General features: G+C 69.6%; 13 protein-coding genes. 7 read left to right on the top strand and 6 right to left on the bottom strand.

Annotated features, from left to right (window positions below; genetic code table 11):
- Nucleotides 1–36 precede the first annotated feature (36 nt).
- Complete coding sequence (locus LX81_RS12110) at nt 37–1,017, bottom strand: DUF808 domain-containing protein (RefSeq protein ID WP_111537583.1); 981 nt, start codon at nt 1,015–1,017, stop codon at nt 37–39.
- Nucleotides 1,018–1,244: 227 nt separating this feature from the next.
- Between LX81_RS12110 and LX81_RS12105 the strand changes: the two genes are divergently transcribed.
- Nucleotides 1,245–4,625, top strand: a complete 3,381-nt coding sequence (locus LX81_RS12105) for an ExeM/NucH family extracellular endonuclease (protein WP_111537582.1) — start codon at nt 1,245–1,247, stop codon at nt 4,623–4,625.
- Nucleotides 4,626–4,661: 36 nt separating this feature from the next.
- Here the strand turns inward: LX81_RS12105 and LX81_RS12100 are convergent, their stop codons facing one another.
- The 4 genes from LX81_RS12100 to rbfA are packed head-to-tail and all read right to left on the bottom strand — an operon-like array spanning nt 4,662 to nt 7,209.
- A complete protein-coding gene (locus LX81_RS12100) occupies nt 4,662–5,168 on the bottom strand; it encodes a DUF1643 domain-containing protein (protein ID WP_111537581.1) in 507 nt (168 codons plus the stop codon).
- Nucleotides 5,165–6,076, bottom strand: a complete 912-nt coding sequence (gene truB, locus LX81_RS12095) for a tRNA pseudouridine(55) synthase TruB (protein ID WP_111537580.1) — start codon at nt 6,074–6,076, stop codon at nt 5,165–5,167. The genes LX81_RS12100 and truB overlap by 4 nt, the downstream gene beginning before the upstream one ends.
- Nucleotides 6,076–6,804 carry a phosphodiester glycosidase family protein gene (locus tag LX81_RS12090; protein WP_111537579.1) on the bottom strand — a complete coding sequence of 243 codons (729 nt, stop codon included), beginning with the start codon at nt 6,802–6,804 and terminating at the stop codon, nt 6,076–6,078. The genes truB and LX81_RS12090 overlap by 1 nt, the downstream gene beginning before the upstream one ends.
- A 3-nt stretch (nt 6,805–6,807) precedes the next feature.
- Nucleotides 6,808–7,209 carry a 30S ribosome-binding factor RbfA gene (gene rbfA / locus LX81_RS12085; RefSeq protein ID WP_111537578.1) on the bottom strand — a complete coding sequence of 134 codons (402 nt, stop codon included), beginning with the start codon at nt 7,207–7,209 and terminating at the stop codon, nt 6,808–6,810.
- A gap of 102 nt (nt 7,210–7,311) precedes the next feature.
- Here rbfA and dapB point away from each other — a divergent pair, with 102 nt between their 5' ends.
- Nucleotides 7,312–8,112 carry a 4-hydroxy-tetrahydrodipicolinate reductase gene (dapB, locus tag LX81_RS12080; RefSeq protein WP_111537577.1) on the top strand — a complete coding sequence of 267 codons (801 nt, stop codon included), beginning with the start codon at nt 7,312–7,314 and terminating at the stop codon, nt 8,110–8,112.
- A gap of 7 nt (nt 8,113–8,119) precedes the next feature.
- On the opposite strand, the gene LX81_RS12075 is transcribed toward dapB, so the two are convergent.
- Complete coding sequence (locus tag LX81_RS12075; protein ID WP_111537576.1) at nt 8,120–8,293, bottom strand: DUF1674 domain-containing protein; 174 nt, start codon at nt 8,291–8,293, stop codon at nt 8,120–8,122.
- Nucleotides 8,294–8,386: 93 nt separating this feature from the next.
- Here LX81_RS12075 and LX81_RS12070 point away from each other — a divergent pair, with 93 nt between their 5' ends.
- From LX81_RS12070 to LX81_RS12050, 5 genes are read left to right on the top strand one after another with little or no spacing between them, the layout of a single operon-like run.
- Nucleotides 8,387–9,682 (top strand): RsmB/NOP family class I SAM-dependent RNA methyltransferase, encoded by a 1,296-nt coding sequence (locus LX81_RS12070; RefSeq protein ID WP_111537575.1) that lies wholly within the window; start codon nt 8,387–8,389, stop codon nt 9,680–9,682.
- A gap of 5 nt (nt 9,683–9,687) precedes the next feature.
- On the top strand, nt 9,688–11,367 hold the full coding sequence (locus LX81_RS12065; protein ID WP_111537574.1) for a heparinase II/III family protein: 1,680 nt from the start codon (nt 9,688–9,690) through the stop codon (nt 11,365–11,367).
- A 20-nt stretch (nt 11,368–11,387) separates the two neighbouring features.
- Nucleotides 11,388–12,974 (top strand): bifunctional phosphoribosylaminoimidazolecarboxamide formyltransferase/IMP cyclohydrolase, encoded by a 1,587-nt coding sequence (gene purH, locus LX81_RS12060; RefSeq protein ID WP_111537573.1) that lies wholly within the window; start codon nt 11,388–11,390, stop codon nt 12,972–12,974.
- A complete protein-coding gene (lspA, locus tag LX81_RS12055) occupies nt 12,974–13,444 on the top strand; it encodes a signal peptidase II (protein WP_111537572.1) in 471 nt (156 codons plus the stop codon). Before purH ends, lspA begins: the two co-directional genes overlap by 1 nt.
- A 47-nt stretch (nt 13,445–13,491) precedes the next feature.
- Nucleotides 13,492–14,013 (top strand): DUF3035 domain-containing protein, encoded by a 522-nt coding sequence (locus LX81_RS12050; protein WP_111537571.1) that lies wholly within the window; start codon nt 13,492–13,494, stop codon nt 14,011–14,013.
- Nucleotides 14,014–14,077 lie beyond the last annotated feature (64 nt).

Raw genomic sequence — 14,077 nt, 5'->3', positions numbered from 1 at the left:
GGCGAGTGGACCCCGAGGCAACCGCGCCCTCCCGCGTCAGGGCTCCGATGCGGTCTTCGAGCCCGGCCGAACGGCGGCGAGGAGCGGGGCGATCACGTACTGCGCAACGGGGATCATCGCGAGGCCGAGGATGATTCCCACTACGCCGTCGAGCGCGGCGGTCACCACCCATTCCACCGCCCCCTCGGCGGCCGGTACGGCGTGGGCGGCGGCGACCGCGACATGGTGGATCGTCTCGTAGGGCAGGTGCCAGCCCAGTTCGTGCAGCGAATGGACGATGATCGAGCCGCCCACCCAGATCATCGCGGCCGTCCCGACGACGACGAGGAGCGTCATGAAGGTCGGCATCGCCTTCACGATGAAACGCCCCGCAGCCCGCACCGCGTTCGACCGGCCGCTCGAGGCCAGGTGCAGGCCGAAATCGTCGGCCTTCACGATCAGGGCCACGGTGCCGTAGACCGCGATCGTGATGATGATCCCCGCGAGCGCGAGGCTCAGCGCCGTCATCCAGAATGGCCCATCGCCAGGCAGGGAATTCAGCACGATGGTCATGATCTCGGCCGACAGGATAAAGTCGGTCTTGACCGCGCCCGCGACCTTCTTCTGCTCGAGCTGCGCGCCGGAAAGCTTCTCCTGGACCAGGTCCTCGGAATGGGAATGGGACGGGTGGAGCTTGTGCCAGATCTTCTCCGCCCCCTCGAAGCACAGGTAGAGGCCGCCGAGCATGAGGAGCGGCGGGATCGCCCACGGTGCGAAGGCCGCAAGCAGGAGCGCCACGGGCAGCAGGATCACCAGCTTGTTAAAGAACGATCCGCGCGCGATTTTCCAGACGATCGGCAATTCGCGGTCGGCGGAAAAGCCGTGGACGTATTTCGGCGTCACCGCCGCGTCGTCGATCACCGCGCCCGCGGCCTTCGACGAGGCTTTCACGGCCTGCCCCATGACGTCGTCGACGGAGGCCGCGGCCACCTTGGCGATCGCCGCCACGTCGTCGAGAAGAGCGACGAGCCCGCTCATGTCATAACGTCCTTTCCTGCCTGCTCCGCGAACGTGGAGCCATCCGTGCAGAATAGGTTGGCGGGGAAAATTTGAAAGAACCTTCGGTCCGATGCCGCAACATTCGCCGCGAGAGACCCCGAACGATCGAATGACGTAACGACACCTGCAGCGCCGCGTTGCACGGCCGTCGTATTCGGCCTGTAACTCAACCGCGACCCGCAGAATGCGTCGAGTGAGGAAACCGAATGTCTCTCGTTATCACCGGAATCGTCGATGGCCCCCTGACCGGAGGCGTCCCGAAGGCGATCGAACTCTTTGCCCTGTCGGATGTAGCCGATCTTTCCATTTACGAGGTGGAATCGGCGAATAACGACAATGACGCCTCCGGCGGCGGCTACCAGCTCTCGGGCTCCATCCTTGCCGGGGAGTATCTCTATCTTTCCGCGGAGGCCGAGGGCTTTGCCTCCTATTTCGGCTTCGATCCGACCTATCCGAATGTGGGCGAGGCGTCGGTCAACGGCGACGACGCCATCGTGCTCTACGAGGCGGGGAGCATCGTCGACGTCTTCGGCACCGTCGGGCCGAATGAGGCCGACCCGGTCTGGTCCTATGCCGACGGCTGGGCGGTCCGGAACGACGGCACCGGGCCGAGCACGGTCTTCGATCCCGCCGACTGGACCTTCTCCGGTGACGATGCGCTCGATGGCGCGACGACGAACGCGACCGCGGCCGCGCCGATGCCCATCGGCGGCTACGTGCGCGGGGACGACGCGGGCGAGACACCGGGGGACGAGCCTGGCTCGTTCGTCATCAGCGAGATCGACGCGGACACGCCCGGTACCGATATGGCGGAATTCGTGGAGATCTTCGACGGTGGTGCGGGCGGCACGTCCCTCGACGGCCTCACGCTCGTTCTCTTCAACGGCAATGGCGACACGGCCTACGACGCGATCTCCCTCGACGGGCAGGTGACGAACGCGGGGGGGTACTTCGTCGTCGGATCGGAGGCGGTCGCGAATGTGGGTCTCGCGGCCTTCACCTCGGACGGTCTTCAGAACGGCGCGGATGCCGTGGCGCTCTATGCAGGGGCCGCGCCGGCGGTGGGCGAGGCGGCAACGCAGGAGAACCTCCTCGACGCCGTGGTCTACGACACGAACGACGCGGACGACGCGGAGATGCTCGCGGCGCTGGGGCAGAGCGTGCAGTGGAACGAGGACGCGAACGGGGAGAAGGACACGCAATCGCTCTCGCGGGTCGGGGACGGTTTCGTCGCCGGCACCCCGACCCCCGGCACCGGAGCGAGCGAGACGGGCGGCGACGTTCTGCCCGAGACCGTCACCCTCGTCTCCGAGGTGCAGGGATCGACCTTTGGCGGTGCGGACTACACGATCGGGGCCGACGACATCTCGCCGCTCGACGGGCAACTTGTGACGATCGAGGCGGTGATCACCGCCGATTACCAGTCGAACGGGCTCGGCTCGATGCGCGATCTCGGCGGGTTCTTCGTGCAGGAGGAGCGTGCGGACTGGGACGCGGACGCCACCACCTCCGAAGGCGTCTTCGTCTTCGAGGGGTTCGAGCCTGTAGAAGATTTCGCCGTGGGCGATCTCGTTCGGATTACCGGCACCGTGGGCGAGTTCCGGAGCCAGACCCAGATCGAGGCGCTGAGCGCGGAAGTTCTGGCGAGCGGGCAGGAGCTTCCCGACGCAATCGACGTCACGCTCGAGGCCGGCGACGCCGTGGCCGACGGATCGGGCGGCTACGTCGCCAATCTCGAGGCCTACGAGGGAATGCGGATCACGCTCGCGCAGAACGTGACGGTGAGCGAGCTTTTCAATCTCGACCGCTTCGGCGAATACACGGTGGCCGCGGGCGGACGTCCCGTGCAGTTCACCCAGGACAATCTGCCGGACGAGGCGGGCTACGAGGCGCATCTGCGCGATGTGGCCTCGCGCAGCGTCTTCATCGACGATGGACGGTCGGTGCAGAACCCCGACGAGCTGCGGATCATCGACGGCAATGACGGCGTGCTGCAATCCTCCGACGAGTTCCGGATGGGCGACACGCTCACCGGCGTGACGGGCGTCCTCGGCTACGGCTTCGACGAGTTCCGCATCCAGACCCCCGTGGGCGAATGGGAGAACACCAATCCGCGTCCCGAGACGGCGCCGGAGGTCGACGGCGCCTTCCGCGTGGCGAGCCTCAACGTCCTGAACTACTTCACCACGATCGACGCGCCGGGCGTCTCCACCGACAACGGCAGCGATCCGCGCGGCGCCGATACGCAAGCCGAGCTCGACCGCCAGACCGACAAGCTCGTGACCGCGATCCTCGGGATGGAGGCGGACGTCCTCGGCCTCATCGAGATCGAGAACGATTTCGCGGGCGACGCGTTCGCGGTGAAAACGCTCGTCGAGGAGCTCAACGCGCAAAGCGACGGGGAGGACTGGGCCTTCGTCGATCCGGGGCAGGAGTTCGTCGGTGGCGACGCGATCGCCAACGCCATCATCTACCGCGCCGACAAGGTGACACCCCTGGGCGACATGGCGATCCTGACGGAGTTCGAGGGCCGCGACTTCATCGATCCCCTCGATGCCGGTCGCCCGCTCAACCGTCCCGCCATCGCGCAGAGCTTCGAGGACATCGCGACGCAGAAGAGCTTCACCGTCTCCGTCAATCACCTGAAATCCAAGGGCTCGCTTTCCGGTCTCGACGCGGACGAGGCGCAGGGCGACGGGCAGGGCAACAACAACGCCACGCGGGAAGCCGCGGCGGAGATCCTGTCGGACTGGCTCGCCTCCGATCCCACAGGGCAGGGCGCATCGGGAACGATGATCCTCGGCGATCTCAATTCCTACGCGCAGGAGGATCCGATCCGGGCGCTGGAGGATGCAGGCTATACCGACGTCGCATCCGCGCTTCTGGGCGAGGACGCCTATTCCTATGTCTTCGACGGGCAGATCGGCACACTCGACTACGTCCTGGTGGATGACGGGCTCCTCGGCGAGGTCGCGGGCATCGCGGAATGGCACATCAATGCCGACGAGGCGGATGCGCTCGACTACAACCTCGATTTCGGGCGCGATCCGCAACTCTTCGACGGGACTTCACCGGCACGGCATTCCGATCACGATCCGGTTCTCGCCGGTTTCGACTTCGACATCGCGTACGACGTGATCGCGGGGACCGGGCGCCGCGACGTGCTGACCGGGACGGATCGGCTCGAACGTCTCGAGGGCGGGGCGGGCAACGATATCCTGTCGGGCCAGGGCGGTGCCGATCTGCTTCTCGGCGGCGCCGGCAACGACGCGATCTACGGCGGGGCGGGCGACGACATTCTCGTGGCGGGCCCCGGCCGTCTCGACACCCTCTTCGGCGGGAGCGGGGCCGACACCTTCGCCTTTTCCGAGGAGATCGCGACGGACGGGGCTCGGGACCGCTCGATCATCTGGGATTTCGACGCCGTGGAGGATCGCATCGACCTCGGCGGGGCCGAAATCGATGCCATCCGCGGTGCGGGCCCGATCAAGCAGATCGACCTCGAGGGCGGCGGGGACACGATCACCGTGATGGGCGTTTGGGATGCCGACGAGATCCAATTCGTGGAGCCCGACCTGTCGATGTGAAGATTACCGGGCAGGGCGGCGGATCCCGCCGCCCGCTCAGTGCCAGACCTGCGGCACCGCGCTGTAGGGGATATAGAGCGGATGGCGCGGATGGCCGTCCTTGGTGAGACCCAGATGATGGAGGGGCTTGCCCGCACCGCGCATCAGCCGCTCGACCTCGGGCCCACGATCAAGATGAGCGCCATGCGTGCCCCAGGCGCAGACGATCGTGTCGGCCCAGTCGCATCCCGCGAGGATCGCCGCGTCGTTCTCCGCCCCCACGGGGTCGGGTGCGGCGCGCATCTTCTTCGGATCGGTGTCGCGCCAGGCGAAGATGTTGCAGACCCGGAACGCGCCGAAGCCGAGCGTGCGTGCCCGCCGCTCGCAACGCTCCACCGACGGGTCGTTCTGCACCTCCGTCGCGGTCGAGGGGTTCAGCATGACGAAGAGCGCGCGCTTCCCGTCGGGCTGCCAGATCCGGGTCAGGTCGAAACGGTAGCGCAGGCAGTCGGAATAATGCGCCTCGCTCGCCGCGTCGCCCTTCTGATGCGCTTTCCGGATCATCGCGGCCGGTTCAGAACTCGCGTGGGATGCAGATGCCCCGCACGGTACGTCCCGATGGCAAGCGCACGCCCCTCATGCGCGGCCCAGGCGATGTCGCCGTATTCCGCGTCGGTACTCGTCACTTCCGCCGGATTGCCATGGGCGAGGCGTTCGGCCGCGAGCGCGGTGACCCGCGCGCAGGGCACCTCCACGAGCCCCGCCTCGACCGGCCTCAGAAGCGTGTCGATCTCCGGTGTCCGAGCCAGCGCCTCGACCTGTTCGAGCGTGACCGCGTCCTCCACGTCGAATGGCCCGGACCAGATCCGGCGCAGCGATACGACATGCGCGGGAGAACCCAGCGCCGCACCGAGATCGCGCGCGATGGCCCGGACATAGCCGCCCTTGCCGCATACCATGCGCAGCACGGCCTCGTCCGCGGAGGGCCGCGCGACGAGGTCGAGGCTCTCGACGTGAAGGGGACGGGCCTCGAGTTCCAGCGCCACCCCTTCCCGCGCGAGGTCGTAGGCGCGCTGGCCGTCGACCTTCACAGCGGAGACGTCGGGGGGCACCTGCATGATATCGCCGGTGAAGTCCGGCAGCGCCGCGCGGATCTCCGCATCTCCCGGCCGCGCGTCGCTCGTGGCGATCACGTCACCCGAGGCGTCGTCGGTCGTGGTGGAGGCCCCGAAACGCATCGTGAACTCGTAGGCCTTCAGCGCGTCGGTCAGAAGCGAGACCGTCTTCGTCGCCTCCCCGAGCGCCACGGCGAGGAGCCCCGTCGCATCCGGATCGAGCGTCCCGGCATGACCGGCCTTCTTCGCCTGGAACGCCCAGCGGACCTTGCCCACGACATCGGTGGAGCCGATGCCCGCAGGCTTGTCGATGATCACCCAACCGGTGACGTCGCGTCCCGATTTGCGCCGTCCCATCAATGCCGCTCCACGGTTCCGATGATGGGACCCATCGGCATGCCTGCATCGTGGCGACCGCTGTGCGAATCGTAGAGGCGGGAGACGTTGCCGTCGAGATAGAGCGCGTCGGGCGTGCCGAGCGCGTCGCGGAAAAAGCGGGCGAAGTGGTGGAACGTCACCCGGGCGTCGGAGATGACGAGCCAGAGCGTTCGGCCATCCGCGCTCACGCCCGCGCCGTTGCGGACATAGGTGGAGGTGCCGTCGGGCAGGAAGCGCGGATGCAGCGCGCCACCGATGACGAGCATCGGCCCCGATTGCGTGGCGTAGCGGCAGGCGGGCGGGTCGGCCGCGAAGGCCCGACTCTCGACGATCCGGGCGCGATCGCCTTGGAGGCAGAGAACGCCGTTCGGGAGCATCCCGAAATTACCGGGCCCTTCGGACGTGACGATCCCGGCCTCTTCCACCCCGTCCTCGGTATAGAGGCCGACGGGGGAGCGGTCGGCATGGTACATCCCGGCATTCATCGCGACACCGAGACGGGCACCCTCGCTATCGAGGGCCCGGTCGACGGACCGGAAGCTGCCATAGGGCGCGCCGGACGCATCGGCGCGCCAGAGCCGCAACTCCTCCGTCTCGAGATCGACGGGGCAGGCGGTGAAGCTCGCGCCGTCGAAGACCATCGACCGGCATTCCGCCGCCTGTGCCGCCGCGGGCGCCATGAGGAGCATCAGCAGGGCCTTCCACATGGTTCAGTCGTCGCGGTCGAGGTCGCGGCGCACGTCGTCCTGCGCGAGAAGGCGTCGCGTGGCGTCCATCCGGTCGAAGGTCTCGTCGATGAGAAACCGCAGGTCCGGCGTGAACTTGAGCGTCGTCTCCTTCGCCAGCGCCCGGCGCAGTTCGGACTTGTTCCGCGCCAGCGCGGCGATCGCCTCTTCCCGCTTCTCGCCGCCGAGCGGCATGACATAGGCGGTCGCGATCTTCAGATCGGGCGAGGTCCGGACTTCGGCCACGGTGATCGAGAGCCGGTTCAGCTCGGGGTCGTGGATCTCGGCCCGGTTCAGCACGTCGGAGAGCGTCCGGCGGATGAGCTCGCCCACGCGGAGCTGCCGCTGCGACGGGCCGGAGCCCTCGGAGAAACGGTTCTTGGCCATGCCGCAGCATCTAGGCCCTGGGCCGCGTCTCCGCAACAGCCCCGTTGCGCGCCGTGCCCCGCCGGGCTAGCCCCCTCGCGCGGGATCGGATGGGGATTGCTCATGAAACTTGTCATCGCAGGGGTGTCGGGCCGGATGGGCCGAATGCTCGTCGCCGCCGCCGACGCGGCCGAGGGGGTGGACGTCGCGGCAGCGCTCGTCCGCCCGGGGCATGACTGGGTCGGGCACGATCTGGGCCGGGCGCTCGGCGGGGCGGAGCGGGGCGTGATCGTCACCGGGGATGCCGGGGCGGCGCTCGGGTCCGCCGACGCCCTCATCGACTTCACCGCGCCCGATGCGACGCTGGCCTACGCGCAGGAGGCCGCGCGGCGTGGCGTGGCGCATGTGATCGGCACGACCGGGTTCGACGCGGACCAGATCGCGACGCTCGAGGCGGGAGAGGCGCGCAACGTCACCGTGCGGGCCGGCAACATGAGCCTCGGCGTGAACCTCCTCACGCAGCTCGTGCGTCAGGTCGCCGCAGCGCTCGGCGAGGAATTCGACATTGAGATCGTGGAGCGCCATCACCGCCACAAGGTCGATGCGCCGTCCGGCACCGCGCTGATGCTCGGGGAGGCGGCGGCGGAAGGGCGCGGGGTCGCAATCGGGGATGTCTCCGACCGGGGGCGGGACGGTATTACCGGTCCGCGCCGTGCGGGCGATATCGGGTTTGCCGCGATCCGCGGCGGCGACATCGTGGGAATGCACGACGTCGTCTTCGCGGGGCCGGGGGAGATCGTCACCCTGAGCCACATGGCGACCGATCGCTCGCTCTTCGCCCGTGGCGCGGTCCGGGCCGCGCTCTGGGCGCAGGACAGGCCCGCGGGGCGCTACGACATGCTCGACGTGCTCGGGATCGGCTGATCCCGCGTCAGAAGTCGATGGCGATGCCTTTCTTCTCCCAATCGCCGTAGCGGACGGGTTCCGGTCCGTCGCGCCCGCCGAGTTCCGGCGCGAGGTCGAGGGCTTTGGCTTTCCGTCGCCGCTCCTCTGCCTCCTCAAGGGCACGCAGAGCGGCAGGGGGCAGGTCGGATCTCTCGGGCATGGCGGGCTCGCGTGCTTGTCTGGGACGTCCATTCGATATACGCCGCGCTCGCATCGGCTCAAGGGCCGCGCATCGCCGAGAGGACGCTTCCCCATGTCGCAGACCGCCGATCCCGTGCGCGCCGCGGCGCTGCGCCTCCTCTGGGAGGTGCTGGAGGAGCGGCGGCTCCTGCCGGAGGTCACCGCCCGCATCGTGGCGCCCCTCGACCCACCCGACCGCGCGCGGGCGCAGCGGCTCGCCACGGGCACGCTGCGCTGGATGGACCGTGCCGACCGGGCGCTCGGCCCGTTCCTGCGGATGAAACCCTGGCCCGGCGTGCACAACGCGCTGCGCCTCGCGCTCTACGAGATTTACGTCGACGGCGCCGCGCCCCACGGCGCGGTGAGTGCCGCTGTCGATCTCGTGCGCACGATGGAGCGCGGACAGAGCCAGGCGGGGCTCGCGAACGGGGTGCTCAGGAACGTGATCCGCAAAGGCGACTGGGAGGCGCTACCGCTGCCGCGCTTGCCCAAATGGCTGCGCAAGCCGCTCGTCGCGGATTACGGCAAGGACACGGTCGCCGCGATGGAGGCGGCCTTCGCCCGCGGCGCGCCCATCGATCTTACCGTGAAATCGGATCCGGAGGGATGGGCGGAACGCCTCGGCGGGCAGGTGCTGCCCACGGGCAGCGTGCGTCTGCCGGGCGCGCCGCAGGTTACCGCGCTGCCGGGTTACGTGGACGGGCGATGGTGGGTGCAGGATGCCGCGGCCGCGCTTCCCGTTCGCCTCCTCGCCCCCGCGCCCGGAGAGCGGGTGCTCGACTTCTGCGCGGCGCCGGGCGGCAAGACGCTGCAACTCGCCGCGGCCGGAGCGGAGGTTACGGCGCTCGACATCTCGGAGGGGCGGATGGGCCGGGTCAGGGAGAACCTCGACCGCTGCAACCTCCGGGCGGAGCTTGTCGTCGCGGACGCGCTCGACTACCGGCCGGACCGGGCCTATGACGCGGTCCTGCTCGACGCGCCCTGTTCGGCGACCGGCACGATCCGGCGTCATCCGGATCTCCCTTACGCCAAGACGGGGGAAGAATTTCCGGCCCTCTTCGGCCTTCAGGAGCGCCTGATCGACCGCGCGCTCGCCTGTCTGCGGCCCGGCGGGCGGCTGGTCTTCTGCACCTGTTCGCTGCTCGTCGACGAGGGGGAGGAACAGGTCCGCGATGCCCTTGCCCGGCATCCGGGGCTGACCGTCGATCGCGCCGCGGCCGAGCTGCCGGGCCTCGCCCCGGATTCAATCGGCGCGGAAGGGGGGCTTCGCGTTCGCCCCGACGCCTGGCCCGACTTGGGCGGAATGGACGGGTTCTACATGGTGTCGCTGCGCGTGCCCGCGGAGGGTGGCACGGCGGGCACGCCGTGACCGATATGTTCGGCACCTTGTCCCGCCCCGTCCGTCCGCTCCGCCGCCATGTCTGGCTCGCGCGGTTCGGACGCCGCGGCGGTGCGCTCCACCTCGCGCAGGAGCCGCGCTGGACCGGACGCGCCGGTCAGGGCCGCCGGATGGTCGAGACGCTCGCGCCTCGCCGGGGCGATGGAATGACCAGAACACCCGGGACGATCTGGGACCTTCATCCCGACGATCGGGAGGCACGGGCCGATCTCCATGCCTTCGGCTGGCTTGACGATCTGGCCGCGCTTGGGGATCGGCGCGCCTGGACCTGTGCGCGGGACTGGACGCGGGATTGGCTGTGGCTCCCCGGCGCGAGGGGCGGGGGCGGCTGGGACGCGGCGATCACGGGCCGGCGGCTCCTCTCCTGGACGGAGCACGGTGCGATGATCCTCGACGGGGCGCCCGGCGATTTCGTCCGGGCGTTCCGCCGGTCGCTCGCGCACCAGACCCGCTATCTCGCGCGGTGCTGGCGCGATGCCGCGCCAGACAGAGGGCGGTTCGACGCGCTCGCGGGTCTTCTCCACGGTGCGATGGCGCTCGAGGGAATGGAGCGTCACGCGGCTCGGGCGGCGGGCTGGCTCGATGCCGAATGCGCCGCGCGGATCGGTCCCGCAGGCGAGATCGCGAGTCGCAATCCCGAGGAGATGATGGAGATCCTGCGGCTCCTCTCCGCCGCGCAGGGCCGCATCGAGGCAGCAGGCCAAGAGCCGCCGCGCACTCTTCGACGTGCGGTGGCGGTAATGGCGTCGGCCCTGCGCACCCTGCGCCACGCCGATGGCGGCCTGCCGCGTTTCCACGGCGGGGGCGCGGGTCACGCGGGACGGGCGGAGCAGGTCCTCGCGCTCTCTGGCACGCCCGCGGCGGCGCCGGGGGAGGGGGCGATGGGTTTCGCGCGGCTTGCCCATCGCCGCGTCACGATCCTTCTCGATGCGGCGGCGCCGCCCGTTGGACCGGGCGCGCGGCCCCACGCCTCCGCCCTCGCCTTCGAGCTCACCTCCGGGCGGCGTCCGCTCGTCGTGAGCGTCGGCCCGGGCCATGCCTTCGGTACGGATTGGGCCGAGGCCGCCCGGCGGACGCCGTCCCATTCGACGCTGGAGCTCGACGCGTCGGATGCGTCCGGTCCGCCGAAGGAGGTCCGGTCCGAATGGCGGCGCACCGAACGCTCCAGCGGGATCGTGATCGCCCATGACGGTTACGTCGCCACGCATGGGCTCACCCATATCCGACAGCTTCATCTCGACACCGACGGGCGGAGCCTGCGCGGGGAGGACGTGCTCGCCGTCGTGGAGCGCGAGGACCGGGCAACCTTCGATGCCATGCGCGCCGCGTCCGGTCCCGCGGGCGTGCAATTCCGCGTGCGCTTCCACCTCCATCCCGACGTGCTTGCCGCCCCCGACGAGGACGGCGCGATCTCGCTGATGCTGAGAAGCGGCGAACTCTGGCGTTTCCGGCAGGACGGGGCCGCGACGCTCGCCCTGGAGCCGTCCGTCTATCTCGATGCGGAGACGCCCGCGCCGCAGGAAGCCCGGCAGATCGTGCTCTCGGGGCAGGCGGACGAATACGCCACTCGGGTGAGCTGGACCCTTGCAAAAGCCCGGCAAACGCCCGATGCGATACGCGATCTCGTCCACGACGACGCGCCGATCCTGGCCTGACCCGACCCAAGGAGCCCGAATTGCCCGATCTCGTCCCGCTCTCCCGCGCCCTGATCTCCGTTTCCGACAAGACCGGCCTCACCGAACTCGGCCGGGCGCTCGCGGATCGCGGCGTGGAGCTTCTCTCGACCGGGGGGTCGGCCAAGGCGTTGCGGGAGGCGGGGCTCGCGGTGACGGACGTGGCGGAAGCGACGGGCTTTCCGGAGATGATGGACGGCCGCGTGAAGACCCTGCACCCGGTGATCCATGGCGGCCTCCTCGCGCTTCGCGACGATCCCGCGCATCTGGCCGCGATGGAGGCGCACGGGATCGCGGGCATCGACCTTCTCGTGGTCAACCTCTACCCGTTCGAGGCCACGGTCGCGCGCGGCGCGGAATGGGACGAGGTGATCGAGAACATCGACATCGGCGGCCCCGCGATGATCCGCGCGGCGGCCAAGAACCACGGTTTCGTCACCACGGTCGTCGACGTGGAGGATTACGCGGCGCTCCTCGTCGAGCTCGACACCCACGAGGGACGGACGTCGGAAGCATTCCGCCGCACGATGGCGCAGCGGGCCTACGGGCGAACGGCCGCCTACGACGCTGCGGTCTCGACCTGGATGGCGGGCGCGATCGGGGAGCCGGCGCCGCGCCGTCGGGCGGTCGCGGGGACGCTCGCCCAGACCATGCGCTACGGCGAGAACCCGCACCAGGGTGCGGCATTCTATACTGACGGATCGAACCGCCCCGGCGTGGCCACCGCCCAGCAGCACCAGGGCAAGGCGCTGAGCTACAACAACATCAACGACACCGACGCGGCCTTCGAACTCGTGAGCGAATTCGCCGACGCCCCGCCCACCTGCGTCATCGTCAAGCACGCGAATCCCTGCGGCGTGGCGCAGGGCGAGAGCCTGGCCGAGGCCTATGGACGCGCCTTCGACTGCGACCGCGTCTCCGCCTTCGGGGGGATCGTGGCGCTCAACCGTCCGCTCGACCGCGCGACGGCGGAGGCGATCACCGGCATCTTCACCGAAGTCGTGATCGCGCCCGGCGCCGACGACGCGGCGCGCGAGATCTTCGCGGGCAAGAAGAACCTGCGGCTCCTGACGACCGCGGGGCTCGGCGATGCGGAGGCTCCGGGCCTCGTCTGGCGGCAGGTCTCGGGGGGCTATCTCGTGCAGGACCGCGATGCCGGCCGCCTCGATCCCGCGAGCCTGCAGATCGTGACCAAGCGTCGACCGAGCGAGGCGGAGATGGCCGACCTCCTCTTCGCCTGGACCGTGGGCAAGCACGTGAAGTCGAATGCCATCGTCTACGTCAAGGACGGCGCCACCGTGGGCATCGGCGCGGGCCAGATGAGCCGCGTTGACAGCACGCGGATCGCCGCGCGGAAAGCCCTCGACATGGCGGCGGCCATCGGGCTCGACGCGGCCCCCACCGAAGGCTCGGTCGTGGCCTCCGACGCCTTCTTCCCCTTCCCCGACGGGCTCATCGCGGCGGCGGAGGCCGGGGCGCGGGCGGTGATCCAGCCCGGCGGCGCGATGCGCGATGCCGACGTGATCGCGGCCGCCGACGATGCCGGTCTCGCCATGGTCTTCACCGGCCGGCGCCATTTCCGCCACTGATGCGGACGCTCTGGATCACGGCGCTCGCGGTCTTCGCGCTCGACCAGATCACCAAGGTGCTGGTGGTCCAGGTCGCAGGCCTCGCCTACCGTGGCTCCATCGACGTGCTGCCGCCCTGGCTCAATTTCCGCATGGCCTGGAACCAGGGGGTCAATTTCGGCCTCCTCGCGGGCGACGGCGATCTCACGCGGTGGATTCTCATCGCGGTGGCCCTGGCGATCTCCGCCTGGGTGTTGATCTGGCTCCGGCGGGATCGCGCGGGGCGGTGGGCGCTGGTCTCGGGCGGGCTCCTCGTGGGCGGCGCGATCGGCAACGTTGTCGACCGCCTGATCTACGGGGCGGTCGCCGATTTCCTCAACATGTCGTGCTGCGGGATCGACAACCCTTACGCCTTCAACGTGGCCGACATCTCGATCTTCGCGGGCGCCGTCGGGCTCATCCTCTTCACCGGACGGGAAAAAGCCCGATGACGGCGCGCCGCGAGTGCGCTAGGAAGGCGCCAGGAACGGAGGCGGCGATGACGGGCCCGATGGCGAAATTCGGCATGGCGGCGATCCTCGTCGCGGGGCTTTCCGCGTGCGGCGGCGGAACGCCCGATCTCGTGACGCTCAGATCGACGCAGCCCGGGCCCGACGAGTTCGCGGTCCTGCCGAACCGGCCGCTCGAGACGCCGCCCGATCTCTCCGCATTGCCGGTGCCGACGCCCGGCGGCGCGAACCGCAGCGACCAGACCCCCGTCGCCGACGCCGTCGCGGCCCTCGGCGGCAATCCGGCAGCGGTTCCGGGCGGGGGCGTGCGCGGCCCCGACCTCGTTACCTATGCCCGCCGCTACGGGGTCGAGCCCGGCATCCGCGGCACGCTTGCAGCGGCCGATCTCGAATACCGGAGGGAACGTCCGGGCCTGCTTCTCGAGCGTGTCTTCGGCACGGACACCTATACGCAGGCCTACGGCCCCCTCGCGCTCGATCCCTATGCGGAACTCGAGCGGATGCGTGCGAGGGGCGTGCGCACGCCCGCCGCCCCGCCGCCCGAACGGTGACGCTCACATCCCCGTAGGGATCGTTGCAGCTTTCATACGCATCACTACATTGCCGCGCAGCCGC

The organism is Palleronia aestuarii, from assembly GCF_003253995.1.
In the GTDB taxonomy this organism is placed as follows: domain Bacteria; phylum Pseudomonadota; class Alphaproteobacteria; order Rhodobacterales; family Rhodobacteraceae; genus Palleronia; species Palleronia aestuarii.
The sequence above is the reverse complement of the archived record's forward strand: the minus strand, read 5'-3'. Positions and strand labels throughout refer to the sequence as shown.